Here is a 19,440-nt window from a genome sequence, read left to right on the forward strand (position 1 = left end):
CGCTGTTGCAGCGGTTGTGCAACGGCCCTGTTGCCCGAACTCGATGGTGGTGTTAGCCTCCGCTCCCCAAAGATTTGCAACCATCGAGTACGGCCAACGGCCGACAGTACGAAAGATCATGAAGCAGAACCCCACCACGCAATACGCATCGACGATCCGCGCAGCCGCGGCGGATGTGCTGCGTGCATATTTTGCTGAGTTGCTTTCGTAGAGCCTTTCCCCTGGAGGCTCGGCCTCCTGAGTTCAAAGACCCGGTAGGCCCAAAGCCACCGGGTTTTTTGTTTTTTTGCCTGCCTAACTGGAGATCTGGAAATGACTTTCGAACGAGAACTTCCCTTCGCTGCACTTGCTGTCGCGGCAGCGCTGCGCGCTTTTTCGGTGGAGTGGTTCGTGTAGAGCCTCCAGGTCCATGTGTGCCTGGAGGTCCATCCTTCAGGCAAAGAAAAGCCTGTCGGGTGGTCCACCCGGCAGGCTTTTTTCTTGCCCGTGTAGCGGGCTCCCTGAGTCTGGCGCGCGCGCCGACAACCCGCCGAATGTTTCGCCTGGCCAGCGAAGCGGATCGGTCTATCACTCTCAAAACTGGAGAAAACGATGATGAACAAGGTTCATGTGAATGTCGGAACCATCGGTCATGTCGACCATGGCAAGACGACGCTGACGGCTGCTCTTACTTTCGTGCAGGCTGCTCGCATTGGCGGCAGGGCGCTTTCCTATGGGCAGATCGATAACGCCAAGGAAGAGCGCGAACGCGGCATCACGATCAATGCCTCGCACGTCGAGTACGAGTCGGACAGCCGTCACTATGCGCACATCGACTGCCCCGGCCATGCCGACTACATCAAGAACATGATCACCGGCGCCTCGCAAATGGACGGGGCGATCCTGCTGGTGGACGGCACCGAAGGCGCCGCTCGGCAGACCATCGAGCACGTGCTGCTGGCACGCCAGGTGAACGTCGGCCACATCGTGGTGTTCGTGAACAAGATGGACCTCGTTGCCGAGATCGACCGTGCCGACATCGAGCAGTTGATCGAAATGGAGATCGGCGCGCTGTTGGCTTCCCACGGCTACGACGAAGCGTGCTTCGTCTTCGGCAGCGCGCTGAAGGCCCTGGCCGCCGCTGAACGCGGCGAACTCGAAGGGCCGGACGTGCGATGCATCGTCGAGCTCGTGGACGCGCTGGACTCGCGCATCCCTGACCCGGTACGCGACTACGACGGGCCGTTCATGATGCCCGTCGAAGGAGTGCACACCATCACAGGCCGCGGCACTGTGGTCAGCGGGCGCGTAGAGCGCGGCGTGATCCGCGTCGGAGACAGCCTGGAGATCGTCGGCCTTGCTTCGGACGGCGATGAACAGGTGGTCGTGACCGGCGTGCAGTCCTTCCACAAGGATGTTGCCGAAGCTCGGGCCGGCATGAACGTCGGGCTGCTGCTGCGCGGTGTCAAGCGCGACGATGTCGTGCGAGGCCAGGTCGTGGTGAAGCCCGGTGCGCTGAAGCCGTACCGGACGGGGCGTGCTCAGATCTTCGTCCTCAGCAAGGAGGAAGGTGGTCGCCATACCCCGTTTGGCTCCGGCTATCAGCCGCAGTTCTTCTTCGGGACGACCGACGTGACGGGTGTCATCCGGGTCGATACCGAGACCGGTGTGGTCGAGCCGGGTGCGCAGGCGCAGATCGGCTTCGAGCTGAACAAGCCCGTGGCCATCGAGAGCGGCATGCGTTTCGCGATGCGCGAAGGCGGCAAGACCGTCGGTGCGGGCATCGTGACCGAGGTGCTCGGCTGAAAGGCTGATGCCTTTATTGCCCCTGTCGTCTGCTTGTCGGACGGCAGGGGCTTTTTTTTCATCTCGATCGCCGCCGCACGTGATGCGCGGGGATATCGAGGACTCAGGCGAGTCGCTTGCGATCAGCCCAACTGCTCGGCCAGCCCGACGATGATGCCCTCAGGACCGCGAATGTAGGCGAGCCGGTACGACTGCCCGTACTGCATCTGGCCGATGAGTTCGGCGCCATGCGCCTGCATGCGCGCGAGGACGGCGTCGAGGCCGTCGACGGCGAACATGATGCGGCGCAGGCCAAACGTGTTCACCGGCGCATCCACCGGTCCGAACCTGATCGCGTCGGGCGTGTGGAACTTGTCGAGCTCGATGCCCTGACCATCGGGCGTGCGCAGCATGGCCAGGGTGGCGCGCACATCCGCGAGCCCGATGAGGCTTCCGACGGAGGGCCCCTCGACCGTGGTCTGGCCCTCGAGCTCGAGGCCGAGTTCGAGGAAGAAAGCCTTCACTGCCTCGAGGTCGTCGACCACGATGAGGACGTTGTCCATTCGCTTGATCGTCATGTCCTTCGATCTCCCTTCTTTCGATTGCCGGTGATCAGGCAGGAGCGGCGAGCAAGGCCTTTGCCCGTGCCAACAACTCCTTGACCGCCTTCTTGGACGGCCGTCGATCCGCGATCCTTGCGGCGAGCCGCTCGACGATGGGGCGGTGACCGATGCCGATGGCGATCTCCAGGAGTTCCTCCTGGTGCGGATGGATGGCCGTGTAGTCCCTGCCGATCTCGGCGCACCGCGCCACGGCTTCATCGAAGAGCTGCGCGAAGCGCTCGGGTTCGCCGCGGGCGTTCAGCAGCAGTTGGAAGAAGCCCCATTCGACCATGTGGCTGTCCTGCGCCAGCCCGTGGCCGGCCCAGTCGAAGGCGATGGCCTGGCGCAGCAAGGGTTCCGCGGTCTCGGCCTGCGCCGCGCGATTGAATGCGATGCCTGCGCGCACCAGATGGTTCATCGCCTGGTTGGGCTTGGACTGATCCGCGCGGTGCTCGGCCTCGGCCCTTTCGGTCGCGAGGCAGAAGAGCAGGGCGGCCTCCGCGTGGAGTTTCCTGTCCTGGCGCTGATGCGCGCGGCTGGCGACATCGAAGGCGGAAAAAGGTGCGTCGGCTTTTTCCTTGATCAGGGCGCGCGCCGCGTCTCGGTCGTAGGTCGGCAGTTTCATGCTGAGGAGAGGCGGAGGTGGTGGGTGTCGGTGTGTCAGGCATCCACGCTGCGGCCGCAGCCGGCGGTGGCGCTACATGACGTGGATGTCGTTCAGCCGCACCGTGAGCCCGTCGGCGCCCTGTTCGACGTGGAAGGTCGCGGTGAGGTCGGAGGCATGGCCGTCGATGTTCAGGTCGTACCAGATCTCGCCCATGCCGCTGCTGCCGTCTTCGTGCCAGCGGCTCACTTCCTTGCGCTGGGAGATGTCGGTGGGCTTGCCGTGCAGCGTGACCTTCTGGCTGGCGCTGCATTCGCCGTACGACTTGATGACCTCGCGTATCAGTTCCGGCGTCCAGCTCATCGATGGCTCGTGCGCAGTGAACGCGAAGGCCGCCACGTAGTCTTCCGCCTCCAGCAGGCTGGCCCATTCGTCTGCGAAATGGATCAGGTCCTCGTCGGATGCGGAGGCTGGCAGGTGGGCCATGGTGGCTGATGCGAAGGAAGAATGGACGCTGCGCGCACGGGCCTCGTGCAGGCGAGGCCCGGGTCTTTCAACATGCTTTCAATGGGCTTTCAAACCCCTTCGATGATCCGCAGGTCGCGCTCGGCGCCATCGCCCAGTGCGTCGAGCGCGGCCTTGTATTCGGGGCTGTCGTGCGTGGCGGTGGCCTTCTCGAGGCTGTCGAACTCGATCAGCACGGTGCGTTCGGACAGGCCGGACTCGTAGACCTTGGCAGGCAGGCCGCGCGCGAGGAAGCGTCCGCCTCCTGCCGTGATCGCCGGACCTGCCAGCTTTGCGTAGGCTGCGAGCTTGTCCGCATCCTTGATGGCGCGATAGGCGCTGACCCAATAGGCTTTTGCCATGTTGGCTTCTCTCTCGTTGTTGGACCAGCGGGCAATATAGCCTGCCTGTCCGAGAAGCCCCTGGCCTCAGCAGGTTGCGGGAATCTCCGCGCGAGCCACGGCCACCTGCGCATCCTCGTCGCGCCACATCAGCAGGCCCCTTTGCATCGCCTCCCGCACGGCCTGCGTGCGCGAGCGCACACCCAGCTTGCGGTACATGCTCTTCACCTGCGCCTCGATGGTGTTGATCGAGCGGTGGGTCGCATCGGCGATCTCGCGATTGGTGGAGCCGCCGGCGATCATGCACAGCACCTTGAGCTCTCGCGACGACAGCGGCGAGGTGAGTGCGTCGGGCGCCGGCTTGCAGCCCGCAGCGGAAGACGCGATGGCGCCGAGGATGCCCTGCGCCGCGCGTGCTGCGGCCGGCGCGTCGCCCGTCTCGATGGAGCGCAGCAGGAACGCGAGCTGCACTTCGCTGGCCTGGGTGAACAACTCGCACAGGGCACCGGCCACCGCCATCGCATGAGCGGAGCGGCCGGCGTGCACGGGCATGGAGAAATCCTCTGGAGCGTGAACGGACTGCATCATGGAAAGTGGAAGGGAAGGCTGTATGGGCCCGACGGCTTCCGGACCGTTGTCCTTGGCGCTACCGAGCGAAGTCGATGGTATTAATCGCCTCGCTCCGGCGCACTCGCTATATCGGCCCGGATGTGCTGTGGATCACATTCCGGTGCAAAGAGTCCGAAGCTCGTGGATCGGCTCCAGCGGTACCGCGTTCGAATGCAGTCTGGCCGATCACGACCCCTGGAAAGCCCCGCGGACGCGGTCCGTACTGCTCAATTCGGATGTACGAAGAAGTAATTAATCTGGCAATATCGCGCCCCAGACGCCGACGGCCATGCTGAACTTCACCACAGACGACATCCGACCCCAGGACCGCTTCGACCACTGGTGCGAGGTGCGAGGGCGGCATCTGTTCGGCGTGACCATCGAACTCGACCGCGCGCGGCGCGACAAGTTCGAGGGCCGGTTCGCCGCGGTGGCGGTCGGCACGGCCACCGTGTCGGAGCTGCGCGCGTCCTCCTACCGCGTGAGCCGCACACCGTCCGACATCGCGCGTGTCGCGGGGCGCAGCCTGTGCATCGGGTTGCAGGTGCGCGGCCCGGGGTGGATCGGCGTGGGCCGTGCGCCGCCGCAGCGCGTGCGCGAGGGCGACCTGCTCGTCAATCATTCCGACCTGCCTTATGCCGGCGTGCCGGAGCGCTCCGACGGCTTCGATTTCCGTACCCTGCGCATCCCGCTCACGCATGAACTGCTGCTGGGGGCCGAGGCCGAAGACCTGTTCGCCACGCCGCTCGACAGAAACCTGCCGGTCGCGCGACCGTTGATGGCGCTCTTCCACGCGCTGACCACGAGACCGGCCGACATTCCCGATCCGCACGCCGAAGTGGCGCACATCGTGCGATTGGCCCTGGTGTCGCGCGGCCGGCTCGCACCGGGCCTGCCGGAGAGCCGCGCTGCGCTTCGCAGCGGCCTGCTGCATGCGGCACGGGGCATCCTTGCGCGCGACCTCCGGCAGCCGGGACTGTCGCCTGGTGCTGTGGCGCGCGAGCTGGGCATCTCGCTGCGGCAGGTGCATGTGCTGTTCGAGCCGACGGGGCAATCCTTCGCGCGCACGCTCACTGCGATGCGGCTGGCCGATGCATCGCGCATGCTGGTGGCGCAGCCGGCTTGCTCGGTCACCGACATCGCCTACCGTTGCGGCTTCGACAGCATCGCGACCTTCTATCGCGTGTTCCGTGCGGCCTACGGCATGGCGCCCAACGATGCACGGGAGAAAGGCCGCCACACGGATCACTGAGCAACTGGCACGGCAGCATGGGGCGCCTGCGCGCATTGAGAAGACGCGGCGCGCGCCTTCGCGAATCATGCGCGCCCATGTATCTGCATCCCCTGACAGCCAGCCTGCCGGCGGCGGAGCGTGCGTCGTTCGCCCGGCTGTGCCGGCTGTCGCATTTCAAGCGCAACCAGACAGTGCTCGAAGCCGGCGCATCGACCGACCAGCTCTACTGCGTGGCGACAGGGCTGCTGCGCGTGGTCACGCCCGAGTGCGGCGACAGGCCCGAGGTCACGAGCGAGTTCATCCGGCCCGAGGGCTTCTTCGATCTGCCGGTTGGCGAAGACCGCTACCGCGCAGAGCAGTCGCTGGTGGCGGTCCTGCCTTCGTCGGTGTACCTCGTGCCGGTGATGGCCATGCGCGAGCTGTGCGCGCGCCATCCCGAAGTCGCGATGGCGCTGCTGGGCCTCGTCGTGAGCCGCATGGGCATGCTGAGCGGGCAGATGCGGCGCGTGTCCACGCTGCCTTCGGAAGAGCGGGTCCATCGCGTGCTCCACCAGCTCACCCAGCTGGCACCGGTGCGCGAGGGCGGCTACGACAAGCGCATCTCGCAATCGATGATCGCCTCCTACTCGGGCCTGTCGCGCGAGGTGGTCAACAAGACCATGCGCGACATGGAGCAGCGCGGCCTGCTGCGGCGCGACGCGCATGCGGTGCATGTCATGCATACATTTGCGCGGGCCGCCTGAGCGCATCGCATGCGCGGCCTCCCATGTTTGTGTGTTCCCTCGAAGCGGCCTTGGGAAGCACCATTCGATGATGTACCTACATCCCCTGATGGCGAGTCTGCCGCTGGCGGAGCGCACCAAGCTCGGCGAATCCACCCGCCTGCATTCCTACAAGCGCAATGAAGTCGTGCTTGCAGCCGGCGATTCAACCGACCAGATCTACTGCGTGGCGAGCGGCCTGCTGCGCGTGGTTTCGTTGAATCAGCGAGGCGACGCGGAAATGACCACGGAGTTCATCGGTCCGAACGACTTCTTTTTCCATCTGTCGATGCAGGAAGACAGCTACTGCTCGAAGAAGACCTTGATTGCCGCACTGCCCTCGTCGGTGTATCTGATACCCATCGGGGAGATGCGCAGCCTCTGCACCAGGCATCCGGAAGTGGCGCTCGGCCTGCTGGGGCTCGCGATGAAGCGCATGAGCACCTTGCGCGGCCAGTTCCATCGCATCTCCGTGCTGACGGCGGAAGACTCCGTGCTTCGCGTACTGCAGCAGCTCACGCGGCTCGCGCCGGCAGGCGAGCAAGGCTATGACAAGCGCATCACGCAATCGGTGATCGCCTCGTACGCCGGGCTGTCGCGCGAGGTGGTCAACAAGACCATGCGCGACTTCGAGCTGCGCGGCGTGGTGCGCCGTGACGACGACGGCGTGTACGTCGTCGACGATTTCGCGACGACCGACTTCGCCTGATCCGCTCGAGGTAGGGCAAGGGGGCAGGCAGGCCGCAGCCGGCCTGCCGGATTCAATCTTCCTGCGATTCGCCGCTTCGGCCCGCGTGCCGCATGTCGAAGAACTCCGGCGGAAGCATCGGGTCGTGCTGGTAGGGCTCGACCGCCGACAGGCTCTGCTCGATGGGCAGCAGCCCGCCGAAGTCCGTGGCGGCGAAGTCGGGCTGCACATGGATTCCATCCTCGTCGCGCCGTACGAGGCCGCGGTTCTCCATGTCGCGCATGGTCTTGTTGACCACCTCGCGCGAGAGGCCCGAGTAGGAGGCGATCACCGATTGCGTGATGCGCTTGTCGTATCCGCCCGAACCCGCGGGCGCCAGCAGCGTGAGCTGGTGCAGCACGCGGCCTACCAGGTCTTCGGCCGACAGCGCCGAGATGCGTCGCAGCTGGCTGCGGATGACGCTCATGCGCTTCATCGCGAGGGTCAGCAGGCCGATGGCCACTTCGGGATATGCGCCGCACAGCCGGCGGATGGCGGCCACGGGCACCAGGTAGACGGCCGAAGGCAGCGCGGCGACCAGCGTCTGCATGGCCTGGTAGCGGTCTTCGGCGAAAGAGGGGCTCAGGAAGAAGTCGTCCTGGCGGATGAAGTCGGTGGTGACGTCGCTGGCCTGCGCGCTGCCCTTGCCGTGGGCGACCACACGCAGCAGCCCGCTGGCCACGCAATAGATGCGGTCGGTCCAGGTGTCGGCCTCCAGCACGATTTCGTTGCGCCTGAATGAGCGCAGCTCGCAGCTCTGGACGAGCGCGGCTCGCTCCGCTGGCGGCACGTTGGCGATGAGTGGATGCAGGTACATGGTTCGCGCGAATGCCCGGCCCGGAGGCGGGCGGAAAAAGCCCCGGCAGGGCGCGCAGCGCACCGGCCGGGGCAGGGGACGATGCTCAGCGGGCCGAGGCGATCGTCGACACGGCGGAGTTGCCCACCGCGGTCGCCGTCACCTGGTTGCCTGCGGCGCGCAGCGTGCTGCCTGCGGCCGCACCGGTGACGCCCACGCCGTAGTTCACGGCGGTGGCGGTCGCGGTGATGGCGCCGCTGTTGGTCTGGTAGTTGCCCACCGCGACCGTCGGACGGTTGGCCGCCGTGGCAGCCACGGTCACCGCGTTGGTGGCGGTGTTGCCGTAGGCCTGCGCGGCGACGGTGTTGCCCGTCAGCGCTGCGGTGCCGTTCGTGATGCCGGGGGCGGTGCCCGCGGTCACGCCGTTGAGCGCGACCTGGTACGTGCCGCTCGCACTGGCCGACACGTTGCCGCTGTTGCCCTGCGTGTTGAGCAGTGCCGCCGTGGCCTGCGTGGCGCCGCCGGCCGAGCTGCCCGCGACCGGCGATGCCGCGGCATAGCCGCTGCCAGCCGACACGTTCAGCACGTTGCTGGCTGCGTTGCCGCGTGCCAGCGCCGTGGTGCTGTTGCCGTCGATGGTGATGCCGCTGTTCAGCGCCGCAGCCGTGGCCGGCGAGGTGCCTTCGAGCTTGAACGTCGCCGAGGTCGACGCGCTGGCCGTGACGGCCGCGCTGCTCGACTGGCTGTTGTTCAGGCCGGCGTTCGCGCCCAGCACCGCCGCGCCGTTGAGCGCCACGCTGTTGTCGGCACGGTTGGCCGAGGCTTCGGCGGTTGTGGTGTTGCCGCTGATGGTTGCCGTGCCGTTGGCCAGGCCCGTCGTGGCCGAGGCCGTCTGGTCCTGGTTGTACAGGCGCGTGGTCGCGTTGCTGCTCACCGAGGTGGTGGCCGTCTGCGCGTTGTTCAGCACGTGATCGCCGTTGGCGGTGCCGGCCGTCAGCTGTGCGTTGATGGCGGCGCCTGGCGGCGTCACGTTGGAGGCCGTCACGCTCAGCGAGTTGGTGGCATCGTTGATCACGCCCAGCGACACGTTCTTGTTGCGCGACAGGTCCACCGACGACGCGGAGACCGCGCCAGGCGCATACAGCTCGAGGTCGGAAGCCGCCGATACGGCTGCGTTGCCCGACTGCGCCGACGACAGCGCCGAGGTGCTCGCCACGTTGGTGCCGGTCACGCTCAGGCTGTTGGTGGCCGTGTTCGCCACCGCGCTGCCGCGCTGGCTGTTGTCGGACACGCTCAGCGTCGAGCCGGAGATGACCGCGCCGGCCGCCGCGTCGATGGCATAGGTGCCGTAGACGCTGGTCGACAGCGCCGCGCCGCCCGTGACCTGCTGCACGTTGGAGACCGTGTGGTCGGCCTGTGCGCCGGTCGCGCCGAGCGCGAGGCTGCCTGCGCTGGCCGTGGTCGCACCGCCCGAGGCGATCGCGTTGCCCGTGACCGAGGCGCTGTTGGTCGCGCTGTTGCCGGTGACGGCCGCGCTGCTGCTGTTGCCCTTGACGGCGAGTTGCGAGGCGGTGACGTTGCCGCCCACGGCGACGGTGACGCCGCCCTGGTTGGGGATGGCGGCGACGGCCGACGTGCCGGGGATGGTGGCGCCGAACGCGACCGACTGCGCGTTGCGCAGGTTGTCGTACGTGGTGGTCGTCACCGTGCCCAGGATGCTCGCCGGTGCCGTGAGCAGGCCACTGTTCACGCCAGTACCGACAGTCCAGCCGTGCGAGGTCAGGTAGGCGATCTCCTGCGAGGTCAGGCTCGACTGCTGCACGCCCAGCGTGCCGCTGGTGATGGTCGTGTTGCCGCCGAGCGTGCTGCCGCCCAGGGCATCCGGGTCCAGCACGTGGGCGTTGTACGTGAACGGCGTCGCAGGCGACGCGGGCGTGCCCGGCGTGCCGGCCTGGCCGGCGAGTGCCTGCACCGATGCGCTGCTGCCCTGCACGTTCTGCACCGCGCTGGAGGTCGAGAGGCTGTTGCCCGCGAGCGTCAGGCCGTTGGTGGCGCTGTTGGCCGTGGCGGCTGCGCTGGCGCTGTTGCCGTTCGACACCACGCTGGAGCCGGTCACGTCGCCGCCGATCTGGGTGCGGATCTGCGAAGCGGTCGCGCCCGGGGCGTCGCCGGTGCGCAGCGAGGCGGTGAGGCTGCCCGAGGCGGTCTGCGCGCTCTGCACGCTGAAGGCGGCATCGGTCGTGGCGGTGCCGCCGGCGATCACGGCGCGCGGCTGCGCGGTGAGGGTCGCCAGCGTGTTGCCCGAGACGTCGAGCGTGTTGCCGCTCGCGCGGTTGCCGTAGGCCAGCGCCTGCAGCTGGTTGCCGGAGGTCGCGACCGTGGAGGCGGCGACGTCGTCCTCGATGGCCGTGGCCACCACGTTGGCGCCCGAAGCGGTCGCGGTGATGGTCGAGCCGGCGGCGTTCTGCACGCTGGTGACGTTGCCCACCGGTGCCGCGCCGGCCAGGGTGGCGCCCGTGCCCAGTGCCAGCTTGGCGGCGTTGGTCGCATCGTTGCCGTAGGCGGCGGCGACGAAGGCATTGCCCTGGTTCGACACGCTGCCGCGGGTGACGTTGCCTTCGATCAGCACGGTTTGCGCGCCGATGGGCAGGATGCCTGCGCCGTCGGCCACCGCGCTCACTGCGCCGGCGGCCGTCTGGTTGCTCAGCACGCCATAGGCCGCGGTGACGGTGGCGGTGCCCAGCGCCGGCGTCGCGACCGATGCGGGCGAGTCGATGGCGGCCACGTTGGCGCTGTTGGCGGTCACGTTCAGGCTGTTGGCTGCCGAGTTGGCGTAGGCCACGGCGCGCTGCAGGTTGTTGGTGAGCGCGACGGTGCTGTCGGTGGCGTGCGTGCCCAGGTAGGCCGCGGCGGTGGAACCCGAGAGCAGGGCGCCGACCGGCGAGCCGCCGTCGGTCACCTGCACGCTGGACACGCCTGCGCCCGAGCCCACGGTGGTGCCGGTCAGCGACAGCGCGTTGCTTGCGCTGTTGCTCACGCCCACGGCTTCCTGCGTGTTGCCGCCCACGGTGAAGCTGCTGGCGTGGATGGTGTCGCCGCCGTTGCCGCGCGAATCGGCCAGCACCCCGACGACGGAGCCCACCGTCTGCGCCGAGACCGGCGCCGAGTAGTTGCTCTGCAGGTTGGTGACCGTGGCCGCGCCGAACGCGTTGACGTTGCCGTCCGGCAGGCTGCCGCCTGCGAGCACGGCCGTGGTGCCGGACAACGGCAGCGCGTTGGCTTCGAGCGCGAGGCTCTGGCTGGCGTTGTTGCCGTAGGCGGTGGCGGCCGAGCGGTTGCCGGTGACCGAGACGGCTGCAGCGTTGTTGGTGCCGTTCTCGGTGCCGGTGGCGGCGCCGATGACGGTCGGGCCCGAGACGGCGCTCACGCCGCCGTTGTAGTTGCTCTGCTGGTTGGCCAGGGCGGCGGTCGCGGTGAACGCGGCGGCATCCTTGCCGCTGAGGATCGCGTTCGACGCGGCATTGCCGGTGGCCGAGGCGGTGGCCGCGTTGTTCGCGACCGTGACCGCGCCACCGTCCACCGACTGCGCGAAGGCGAGTGCGCCCGAGCCCTGCGTTGCGGCGGAGAGCGACACGCCCACGTTGCCCTGGCTGTTCGACACGGCCAGGTCGGCCATCAGCACGCTCGACAGGTTGCCGGCGCTGTACGAACCGTTGTTGATCGCCGGGCCGCCGGAGCCGGAGACCGACACGCCGTCGGCCAGCACGATGCGGTTGCCGGCCGTGCCGGCGGTGGCGCCGAGCGCTTCGTTGCCGGTGGCGGTGCTGGAGATGGTGTTGCCCTGCACCGAGAGCGAGCCGGTCAGCGTATTGGTGTCGCCGGCGGCATTGCCGCCGATGGAGGCGATCACGCCGTTGCCGGTGGCCGAGGCCGTGTGCGTGACGGGAGCGATCGACTGGTTCAGCTGCTGGTTCGATACCACGGCCGAGCCGGTGAAGGCCGGCGCGCCGCCCGACTGGACGCTGATGGTGCTGTTGGCGGTGTTGCCCTTGAGCGTGGCCGAGACCGTGTTGCCGTCGAGCGCGGGCGCGGCGGCGACGCTGTTCTCGCCATCGGCCGTCAGCGTGAGCGACACCGTGTTGCCGCTGGCGGCGGCGGTGGAGGCCGCGCCTGCGCCTTGCTGCACCGAGGTCGAGACCAGGCTGCCGCGCACGGCGCTGCTCGCGCCCACGGGCGAGTAGTTCAGCATGACCGAGCCGGGGGTGGTCGATGCGTAGTCCACCGGCACCGTGCCGGAGATGGTCGAGGAGCCGCTATTGAGCGTGGTGTTCGCAGAGATGGTGTTGGCGGTGTTGGCCGCGCCGCCGCTGGAGAAGCCGTCGAGCTCGACCTTCACCGTGTTGCCGGTGGCGGCGCTGGAGATCACGCCGCTGTTGGTCTGCACGCCCAGGGAGGCCGCGCCTTCGGCGGGCACCGGGCCGGTGCCGCCTGCGAGCGACAGGTCGACGGCGTTGGTGAAGGTATTGGCCGTGGCGCTGGCCTTCACGCTGTTCTGCGTGACGGTGTTGTTGCCGCCGGTCTGGCCGCCGGTGGTCGTGACGTCGATGACGCTGCCGGCGGCGGTGGCCGTCACGGGCTGCGACTTGTCCTGCACCGACTGCACGCTCTGGTAGGCCGTGGTATTGACTGCCACCGCGGGGATGGTGGAGACCGTCGTGTCGGCTGCCTGCGCGCCGCCGGCCACGAGCGTGGCCAGCACGGCCAGGCCGATGCTGCTGAGCGGTGCGCCGTTGGCGCGGCCGCGCGGATTCCTGCTGCGGTTCTTCTGCATGGTTCTTCCTTTGATGGATCTGGAAAAAAGACTGGTTCGATGAAAAAAAGCGGGACGACGGACGTCGCGTCGTCCTGTGGTGAAGACTTGCTGGTGCCTTTCGGTTGCTTACTTCCCTCCGGTTGCGTTCTCCTCACGGACCGGACGGGCCGGCCCACCCCTTCCCGCGCCCTGGACGCGGAGCTTGGCGATCTCCTGCAGGCCGGGCCCGTCGCGGTGGATCGACGTGTCTGCCTTGTCCGGGCGCCATGTGACGCTGATGCCGCCGGGCGCGATGCCGCGCGAGGCGAGTGCGGTGGTGACCACGCCGATGCGCTGGTCGATGAGCAGGTCGCGCTTGCCCGCGTCCCAGTTCTCGGTGTCGCGAGCGACCAGCACCACCTCGGTGGGGGCCTTGGCAGCGGCCGCCGCGATCTGGTCGATGAGGTTCAGCGTCCCGCCCGTAAGCGCTGCCGCGCCGAACTCGAAGGGAATCTGCAGGCTGGTGCCCGTGAGGCTTGCGCCCGTCTGGCTGGCCGCGTTGACGGCCTCGCCCTGCTGCACCGGCATGCCCGAGGCGTCGACCAGCGGGTTGGGCACCGTGCGCATCTGCTCGGCGGGCTTGAGGCTGAGCTCGCCCGTCATGCGCATGCCCAGGCACGGGTTCGGGTCGACCTTGGACACGGCAGCCACCAGGCGCACCACGCCCTCTTCGAGCGCGGCGCGCACGCCCATCTGCACCGGCTCCTGGCCCTTGGCGCCGACGTCGATGTCGTAGAGCTTGCTGCCGAAGAAGCGGAAGACGTTGAAGCCGACCTCGTAGCCGTTGAACTGCTTCGTCAGGCTGATGGTCTTCACGATCATCAGCGTCTTGGTGTCGACGATGCGCAGGTCGATGCCCACCGACTGGCTGAAGGTGCGTGCCTTCACGCCCACCTGGTTCACGCCGATCTCGGCGCCGCCCGAATTGATGTTGTAGTTGAGCTCGGTGATGCCGCCGACGATGAAGTAGTCGGACTTGTTGATCGAGCCGCCGAAGTAGGGCAGCCACGGCACCGTCTGGCCGCCGTTGGGCCCTGCGAGCTGGTGGGTGCGGCCGTCGCCGAGCTGGCGCCGGTCGGCGTAGCCGAGTTCGCGCTCGGCGATCACCGGGTCGAAGCGCTCGGCCACCTGCACCGCGCCGCCGAGCTTGCCCAGCGCCGAATACACCATCAGCGCGCCGCCCTGCGTGATGGCGTTGCCTTCGTTGATGCTGTACTTGCCGGTGTAGTCCTTCACGTCGCCCACGGTGATGACGATCGGCGGGCGCTGCGTGGCTGCCACGTGGTCGCCAAAGCAGGCGAGCACGGCTTCCATGGGCGTGACGTTCTCGCGCACGGCCGGGCCGAGCACCACGGGCGCTTCCTTGGGCGCCATCTGCTGCTGCGGCGCGACGACGCAGCCGGCCAGGCTCGTGACGGCCGCTGCGGCGGCCAGCGCGCGCGATGCGGCTTTTCCGCGCGGCAGCGCGCGGATCGACTTGAATGGGGTCATTCCTTTTTCTTCCCTGTCGGTTGGGTGGTCAGTTGAGTGCGCCGAATGCGCAGGCCGAGCTGCCGCTGATGCTTGCGCTCTGGCTGCCGGTGTTGGTCTGGTTGGAGTTCAGTGCCTGGCTCGACCAGCCCTGCACGTTGCTGGTGGTGGAGCCGATCACGGCCGAGCCCACGGCGCCGCTGTTGGCCTGGCCGGTGCTCACCGTGCCGCCGCCACCCATGCCGGTGTTCGAGTTGCCGGTGGAGTTGGCCGACGCGCCGCTGGTGCCGGGCGAGTTGGCCGTGGTGCTGTTGGTGCCCTGGTTGCCCTGCGCGGTCGAGGTGACGTCGCAGTTGTACTGGCGGCCGATGTAGTTGTTGGTGGTGTAGTTGGCCGCGCCGTACGAGCCGGCCTTCTTGCGCTGGATCATGTCCTGCACGGCGGCCTGGTTGGCCTTGTCGGCGGCGGTCTGGAACTGCCAGGCGCTGTTCTCGCCGACGTTGTTGGCCGACGCACATGCGCATGCCGCGGTGAGCAGCAGGCACAGCGCGGTGCGCGCGGCTGCTGCCGAAGAGGAGACGGTGGACGGCCGCCGCGCACGCGCTGCACGCACGTTGCCGGAGACCTGGTCGAGTTGGATGGGCATGGAAGTCCTGCGAAGGGAAATGGAAAACATGGAGACCGGGCGAGCGCTCGCGCGCTCAGGCGCGCATCGCCCGCTGCACGGGTGGTGGAAAGCCGGGCCAGGCGAGCAGCTCGCCGCCCTCGCTGCGCTGCGAGCCCGGACCCGAGCCCGAACCCGAGTGCCTCGGCGCATGCAGCGCGGCTTCGAGCGCGCGGTACTGCGCTGCGGCGATGAGGTCCTGCTCGCTGGCGCCGGGGTCGCGCGGGCCGCATTCCTGCATGAGCTCCAGCACGGCGCGCTGCATCTGCAGCAGGTCGGTGCTCAGCCGCGCGAGGCGCAGCTGCATGTCGGCGGGGATGCTCATGGCTTGCCCCCCTCGCGGCCGATGCCGTAGCCCTGCAGCCACTGGGCGCCCGCGTCGGCTGCGATGTGCACGTCGTCGTCGCGCTCCACGCCGTCGACGACGACGTGCGGCGCGAAGTGCGCGCTCGTCGCCAGCATTCCGCGCAGGCACTCGCGGCCGAACTCGCTGTCGCGCGCGCGGCGCAGCAGGGCCGCGTCGAGCTTCACGATGTCGGGCTTGCAGGCCTGTACGGCAGCGACGTTGTCCGCGCCGCCGCCGAAGTCGCGGACGGCGATGCGGCAGCCGCGCATCTGCAGCTGCACGCAGAAGTCGTGCGCGGCCTCGAGGTCGGGCAGCGAGGCGCTGCCCGCGATCTCGATCACCAGGCGGGAGGCCAGCGCGGGCTCCCTTTCGAGAACCGCGAGCAGAGACGCCCACCAGTGGTCGATCTGGATGCTCTGCGCCGAGATGCTCACGCCGATGTGCGCCGAAGGCTGCAGCCGCAGCGCGGCCACGGCCCGCCGCATCGCGGTGCGGTCGAAGGCGCGCGTGAGGCCCAGCCGCTGCAGGCAGGGCATGAACACTTCGGGCGCGAGCGAGGCCGCATCGCCTCGGCTGGGTGCGATGCGAGCGCGGCCCGATCGGTACAGCGTGGTCGCGACGCTGCCGGGATGCACCACCGGCTGCCACGAGAACGAGAGCTCGTCGGCGCGCAGCGCTTCGCTCACGCGCACCGCGACGTCCATGTCGGCGCGATAGAGCTGGCGCCACCCGTCGGCGCGGCTCTCGCGCGAATCGGGAAAGGGCTGCGCGGTCCACAGCGTGAGTTCGATCTCGGAGGCGCCCATCTGCTGCGGCGAACGCACGTCGATCCAGTCGGCATGCAGCTGCACCAGCGCGGCGATGCCGCCGGAGCGCACCGGCTCCGCACCGAGCACCGCGAGCAGCGTCTCGACCGGGTGGCTCGCTCGCCGCGAGGCGCCCGATGCCTTGCCCGCTTCGTGGATGCCGAAGGGGCCGCATTCGAAGGCCTCGTTGGCCCACACCAGGAAGCAGTCGTCGCGCAGCCGCGCCATGTCGGAAGAGGGCAGCGAGGTGAAGCCGGCGCACAGCCTGCGCTGCACCTCGAGGCTCGCGGCGGATGCGAAGTCCTGCCCGTAGGCTTCGGCCAGGTGCGGCAGGTTCGCGATGAACACGAAGGCGCAGGCCCTGCGTGCGGCGGCGCGCTCCACGGATGCGCCGGAGGCCCTGGACATGGGCTCGGCTAGCGGCCCATGGGAGTCATGCGTGCCTTGTGTGCCTTGCGTGCCATGTGAACCATGTGCGCGGTTGGCCGCGGACGTACGCTGCGCCCATGCGGCGGGCCGGTGCGTGCCTGCAGGCCAGGCGGTCGGTGATGAGAGAGCGGCCATTTGCGTCCTCGATCGAATTTCTTTTCTCGAACCCGGTGAAGGGAGAAGGGGCCGCGTTTCTTGCGGCAACACTTCTCCATTCCGCGCGGTGGTGCGGAATCAAGACGGAAAGCAGGAAATCACCGGACGTGCGAATCCCTCACGCAGTACGGCGCTCCTCGGCGGAGTGCCGGCGATCGGCTATCGGGTCACAGGTGGGAAAGGGGGCGCTTCGCCAACGGCGTCGCGCGGTACGCGGCTGCTAGGTGTACGGCATGGATGTGGCCTTCGGCTCGGCGGGGCCACGCGTTCGTGCGGCGGCCCCATGAACCGCATCGAGCGGCTCGTACGTTCGGTGGAACGAGGGTCTGCAGGCCATCACGTGCAAGCTCCGTAGGACAGTTGTGAAACAAAATGAATACTACGGATTGCAGTAGGACCCCGCATTCGCTTTCGGACCGCGAATGTGTGCCAGTTCACATTTGTCAACACTGACCAGGACAAATCGCGGTTTCCGGGTCGAAGGCGGGTTCGCGGCCCGGCCCGAGCGGCTTCGCGGCGCCCTGCCTTGTTCGTGCATGCAGAATGCCGGGCACCGATTTCTCAGCACTCTTCGCCATCGCCGCGGCCTCCCCGCGGACCATGGCGGGAGTGGCACCGCACCGAGGGAGTCCATGCTGTTGTATCTGTTCGATCTCGCGGGCGTCGCCGTGTTCGCGATAAGCGGCGTGCTGGCCGCCGGACATGCGGGGCTCGACTGGCTGGGCGTGCTCGTGATCGCCTCCGTCACTGCCGTGGGCGGCGGCACCCTGCGCGACCTGCTGCTCGACCGCCATCCGGTGTTCTGGATACGAGACGTGCGCTATGTCTACGTGATCCTCGCGGCGACGGCGGCAGGCATCGCATGGGTGCAATTCATGCCGCTGCCCGAGCATGCGCTGGCCTTGGCCGATGCGCTGGGGCTGGGGCTCTTCGCCATCACCGGTGCGCAGATCGCCGAGGGGCGGCGGCTGCCCGTGGTCATCGTGACGCTGGTCGGCACCATGACCGGCGCGGCCGGCGGGCTGGTGCGCGACGTGCTCACCGCGCATGTCCCGCTGCTGCTGAGCAGCGGCATCTACGGCTCGGCCGCCATCGCGGGCATCGCCGCCTACCTGCTGCTCCAGGCGGCCGGCGTCGGCAGGCGCTGGGCCTTCCATTCGGGCGTGCTGATGATCGTGGCGCTGCGCCTGGGCGGCATCTATGGCGGCTGGCATCTGCCGCTGCTGCGGCTGCCAGCCTAGATCGATGACTCCTTCCTGCTTGTTCCGGCGGCACGGCCGAGGTGGCCGAGCCGCTTCGCTCAGGCCGCGGCGGCCCTTCCGGGGCTCCTGAGTAGGCTCACGACGCTCCCCGCGAAAGCGGTCGATGCCGCCAGCGCGAGTCCCAGGTGGACGGCCGTGTGCGACGGCAGCAGCCCGAACAACAGGCTCATCGCGAGGCTTCCGAGCGTCAGCCCCGTGAGTCGCGCTGTTCCCTGCGCGCCGCCGGCCGCGCCGCTGCGTTCCTTGGGTGCGGACAGCAGCATGTTCTGGTTGTTGGGCGTCTGGAAGAGCCCGAAACCGAAGCCGGCGAGGCTGGTGAAGAGTGCGATCGGCAGTGCCGGGTTGCCGTGGATGGGCCACAGCGCGCACAGCGCCAGCCCGGTCGCGAGGAACGCGCTGCCCGCCGCGCAGAGCCATGCGGTGGGCACGCATTGCGCGAGTCGCGCCGACAGCGGCGCTGCCAGCATCACCGCAAGGGGCCAGGGCGTCATCAGCAGGCCGGTGGCCGCGGTGCTTTGGCCCAGCTCGTGCTGGATGTAGAAGGGCAGTGCCACGTAGCTGGCCATCTGGCCGGTGAAGCAGCAGACCGAAGCGATGATCGAGATGCGGAAGGAGTGCACGCGCAGCAGGTCGAGCGGCACCAGCGGCGCCTTCCTGCTCGTCTCGCGGCGCACCAGCAGGACCATGGAAACCACCGCCACGCCGAGCAGTGCGCCGCCGTGCGTCAGGCTCGACGGCAGCCGGTCGCTTCCGAGCACGAAGGTGGCGAACATGACCGCGTTGAGCGCGATGCTCCAGAGATCGATGCGGTCGCTCGTCGATGCCGGGCGCGGCAGCTTCGTGCATGCGAGCAGCACGAGGATGCCGATCGGCAGGTTCACCGCGAAGAGCCACGGCCAGCTGGCGGTCGAGAGAATGAAGGCGCCGATGGAAGGCCCCGCCGCGGTGGCGCCCGCGATCGAGAGCGCGTTCCAGCCGATGGCGCGCGCCAGCAGCCGGCGCGGATAGGTGAAGCGCAGCAGCGCCAGGCCGAGCGGCATCACCGCGGCGGCGCCCAGCCCCTGCAGGCAACGCGCGGCCACCAGCCACGGCAATGAAGGGGAAAGCGCGCACAGCACCGACGCGGCGCTGAACAGCGCGATGCCGCCCGCGAACACACGGTGATAGCCCAGCCGCGCGCCGATGGCCGAGGCTGGCAGCAGGAACATGACGACCGCGAGCTGATAGGCCGTGATGATCCAGACCGCATCGGCAGCCGTCGCGTTCAACTGCCCGGACATGGTCGGCAGCGCGACGTTGGCGATCGCGCCGTCGAGCACCACGAGGGCGCCCGCGCCGAGGATCGCGGCGGCGGCTGCGATGCGCCGAGGCATCGGCAGGCCATCGGCATCGTTCGCTGTCTCGGGCGCAGCGGCGCGGGGGCCGGGGGCAGACGAGTCGGCGGAGGAAGTGGGGGAATGGATCGGGGGTGAAAGCAGCATGGGAGTGGCCTTGTGGAGTGAAGACGCTCGAT

17 protein-coding genes are annotated in these 19,440 nt (G+C 68.5%); 5 read left to right on the forward strand and 12 right to left on the reverse strand.

Going from position 1 to position 19,440, the window contains the following annotated elements; all coding sequences use genetic code 11:
• Positions 1-591: 591 nt before the first annotated feature.
• Positions 592-1,785 (forward strand): elongation factor Tu, encoded by a 1,194-nt coding sequence (gene tuf / locus FHY06_RS22860; RefSeq protein WP_221404338.1) that lies wholly within the window; start codon positions 592-594, stop codon positions 1,783-1,785.
• Positions 1,786-1,907: 122 nt separating this feature from the next.
• On the opposite strand, the gene FHY06_RS22865 is transcribed toward tuf, so the two are convergent.
• From FHY06_RS22865 to FHY06_RS22885, 5 genes are all read right to left on the reverse strand, one after another.
• Positions 1,908-2,342, reverse strand: a complete 435-nt coding sequence (locus FHY06_RS22865; protein WP_184606366.1) for a VOC family protein — start codon at positions 2,340-2,342, stop codon at positions 1,908-1,910.
• A 34-nt stretch (positions 2,343-2,376) separates the two neighbouring features.
• The gene (locus FHY06_RS22870) at positions 2,377-2,991 is read right to left on the reverse strand and encodes a hypothetical protein (RefSeq protein WP_184606367.1); all 615 of its coding nucleotides are present in this window, start codon (positions 2,989-2,991) and stop codon (positions 2,377-2,379) included.
• 72 nt (positions 2,992-3,063) lie between these two features.
• Positions 3,064-3,456: a DUF7668 domain-containing protein gene (locus FHY06_RS22875; RefSeq protein ID WP_184606368.1), complete on the reverse strand. Its 393-nt coding sequence runs from the start codon at positions 3,454-3,456 to the stop codon at positions 3,064-3,066.
• Positions 3,457-3,545: 89 nt separating this feature from the next.
• Positions 3,546-3,836: a DUF1330 domain-containing protein gene (locus FHY06_RS22880; RefSeq protein WP_184606369.1), complete on the reverse strand. Its 291-nt coding sequence runs from the start codon at positions 3,834-3,836 to the stop codon at positions 3,546-3,548.
• Between the two features lie 66 nt (positions 3,837-3,902).
• Positions 3,903-4,367, reverse strand: coding sequence for a response regulator transcription factor (locus FHY06_RS22885; RefSeq protein WP_019657050.1), 465 nt, complete (start codon positions 4,365-4,367; stop codon positions 3,903-3,905).
• A gap of 346 nt (positions 4,368-4,713) precedes the next feature.
• Between FHY06_RS22885 and FHY06_RS22890 the strand changes: the two genes are divergently transcribed.
• From FHY06_RS22890 to FHY06_RS22900, 3 genes are all read left to right on the forward strand, one after another.
• A complete protein-coding gene (locus tag FHY06_RS22890) occupies positions 4,714-5,676 on the forward strand; it encodes a helix-turn-helix transcriptional regulator (protein WP_184606370.1) in 963 nt (320 codons plus the stop codon).
• Positions 5,677-5,753: 77 nt separating this feature from the next.
• The gene (locus FHY06_RS22895; protein ID WP_184606371.1) at positions 5,754-6,401 is read left to right on the forward strand and encodes a Crp/Fnr family transcriptional regulator; all 648 of its coding nucleotides are present in this window, start codon (positions 5,754-5,756) and stop codon (positions 6,399-6,401) included.
• Positions 6,402-6,489: 88 nt separating this feature from the next.
• On the forward strand, positions 6,490-7,128 hold the full coding sequence (locus tag FHY06_RS22900; protein ID WP_240649957.1) for a Crp/Fnr family transcriptional regulator: 639 nt from the start codon (positions 6,490-6,492) through the stop codon (positions 7,126-7,128).
• A gap of 52 nt (positions 7,129-7,180) precedes the next feature.
• Here FHY06_RS22900 and FHY06_RS22905 read toward each other — a convergent pair whose 3' ends face one another.
• From FHY06_RS22905 to FHY06_RS22930, 6 genes are all read right to left on the reverse strand, one after another.
• Positions 7,181-7,963 (reverse strand): Crp/Fnr family transcriptional regulator, encoded by a 783-nt coding sequence (locus FHY06_RS22905; protein ID WP_019657054.1) that lies wholly within the window; start codon positions 7,961-7,963, stop codon positions 7,181-7,183.
• 85 nt (positions 7,964-8,048) lie between these two features.
• Positions 8,049-12,773 carry a beta strand repeat-containing protein gene (locus FHY06_RS22910; protein ID WP_184606372.1) on the reverse strand — a complete coding sequence of 1,575 codons (4,725 nt, stop codon included), beginning with the start codon at positions 12,771-12,773 and terminating at the stop codon, positions 8,049-8,051.
• Positions 12,774-12,881: 108 nt separating this feature from the next.
• Positions 12,882-14,285, reverse strand: a complete 1,404-nt coding sequence (locus FHY06_RS22915) for a CsgG/HfaB family protein (RefSeq protein ID WP_026346647.1) — start codon at positions 14,283-14,285, stop codon at positions 12,882-12,884.
• 28 nt (positions 14,286-14,313) lie between these two features.
• Entirely contained in the window at positions 14,314-14,910 is a 597-nt protein-coding gene (locus FHY06_RS22920; RefSeq protein WP_126183331.1) for a hypothetical protein, read from the reverse strand.
• Positions 14,911-14,965: 55 nt separating this feature from the next.
• The gene (locus FHY06_RS22925; protein ID WP_184606373.1) at positions 14,966-15,253 is read right to left on the reverse strand and encodes a hypothetical protein; all 288 of its coding nucleotides are present in this window, start codon (positions 15,251-15,253) and stop codon (positions 14,966-14,968) included.
• Complete coding sequence (locus FHY06_RS22930) at positions 15,250-16,488, reverse strand: EAL domain-containing protein (protein WP_221404339.1); 1,239 nt, start codon at positions 16,486-16,488, stop codon at positions 15,250-15,252. The genes FHY06_RS22925 and FHY06_RS22930 overlap by 4 nt, the downstream gene beginning before the upstream one ends.
• A gap of 809 nt (positions 16,489-17,297) precedes the next feature.
• Between FHY06_RS22930 and FHY06_RS22935 the strand changes: the two genes are divergently transcribed.
• Entirely contained in the window at positions 17,298-17,906 is a 609-nt protein-coding gene (locus tag FHY06_RS22935) for a trimeric intracellular cation channel family protein (protein WP_184606375.1), read from the forward strand.
• 59 nt (positions 17,907-17,965) lie between these two features.
• Here FHY06_RS22935 and FHY06_RS22940 read toward each other — a convergent pair whose 3' ends face one another.
• Positions 17,966-19,408, reverse strand: coding sequence for an MFS transporter (locus tag FHY06_RS22940; RefSeq protein ID WP_184606376.1), 1,443 nt, complete (start codon positions 19,406-19,408; stop codon positions 17,966-17,968).
• Positions 19,409-19,440: the final 32 nt, after the last annotated feature.

This window comes from Variovorax atrisoli (genome assembly GCF_014195185.1).
Lineage (GTDB): Bacteria > Pseudomonadota > Gammaproteobacteria > Burkholderiales > Burkholderiaceae_C > Variovorax > Variovorax atrisoli.

Bases quoted from the DNA above. Each gene is read 5' to 3' on its own strand.
- tuf (WP_221404338.1), top strand. From the start codon at position 592: ATGATGAACAAGGTTCATGTGAATGTCGGAACCATCGGTCATGTCGAC.
- FHY06_RS22865 (WP_184606366.1), bottom strand. From the start codon at position 2,342: ATGACGATCAAGCGAATGGACAACGTCCTCATCGTGGTCGACGACCTC.
- FHY06_RS22870 (WP_184606367.1), bottom strand. From the start codon at position 2,991: ATGAAACTGCCGACCTACGACCGAGACGCGGCGCGCGCCCTGATCAAG.
- FHY06_RS22875 (WP_184606368.1), bottom strand. From the start codon at position 3,456: ATGGCCCACCTGCCAGCCTCCGCATCCGACGAGGACCTGATCCATTTC.
- FHY06_RS22880 (WP_184606369.1), bottom strand. From the start codon at position 3,836: ATGGCAAAAGCCTATTGGGTCAGCGCCTATCGCGCCATCAAGGATGCG.
- FHY06_RS22885 (WP_019657050.1), bottom strand. From the start codon at position 4,367: ATGCCCGTGCACGCCGGCCGCTCCGCTCATGCGATGGCGGTGGCCGGT.
- FHY06_RS22890 (WP_184606370.1), top strand. From the start codon at position 4,714: ATGCTGAACTTCACCACAGACGACATCCGACCCCAGGACCGCTTCGAC.
- FHY06_RS22895 (WP_184606371.1), top strand. From the start codon at position 5,754: ATGTATCTGCATCCCCTGACAGCCAGCCTGCCGGCGGCGGAGCGTGCG.
- FHY06_RS22900 (WP_240649957.1), top strand. From the start codon at position 6,490: ATGGCGAGTCTGCCGCTGGCGGAGCGCACCAAGCTCGGCGAATCCACC.
- FHY06_RS22905 (WP_019657054.1), bottom strand. From the start codon at position 7,963: ATGTACCTGCATCCACTCATCGCCAACGTGCCGCCAGCGGAGCGAGCC.
- FHY06_RS22910 (WP_184606372.1), bottom strand. From the start codon at position 12,773: ATGCAGAAGAACCGCAGCAGGAATCCGCGCGGCCGCGCCAACGGCGCA.
- FHY06_RS22915 (WP_026346647.1), bottom strand. From the start codon at position 14,285: ATGACCCCATTCAAGTCGATCCGCGCGCTGCCGCGCGGAAAAGCCGCA.
- FHY06_RS22920 (WP_126183331.1), bottom strand. From the start codon at position 14,910: ATGCCCATCCAACTCGACCAGGTCTCCGGCAACGTGCGTGCAGCGCGT.
- FHY06_RS22925 (WP_184606373.1), bottom strand. From the start codon at position 15,253: ATGAGCATCCCCGCCGACATGCAGCTGCGCCTCGCGCGGCTGAGCACC.
- FHY06_RS22930 (WP_221404339.1), bottom strand. From the start codon at position 16,488: ATGTCCAGGGCCTCCGGCGCATCCGTGGAGCGCGCCGCCGCACGCAGG.
- FHY06_RS22935 (WP_184606375.1), top strand. From the start codon at position 17,298: ATGCTGTTGTATCTGTTCGATCTCGCGGGCGTCGCCGTGTTCGCGATA.
- FHY06_RS22940 (WP_184606376.1), bottom strand. From the start codon at position 19,408: ATGCTGCTTTCACCCCCGATCCATTCCCCCACTTCCTCCGCCGACTCG.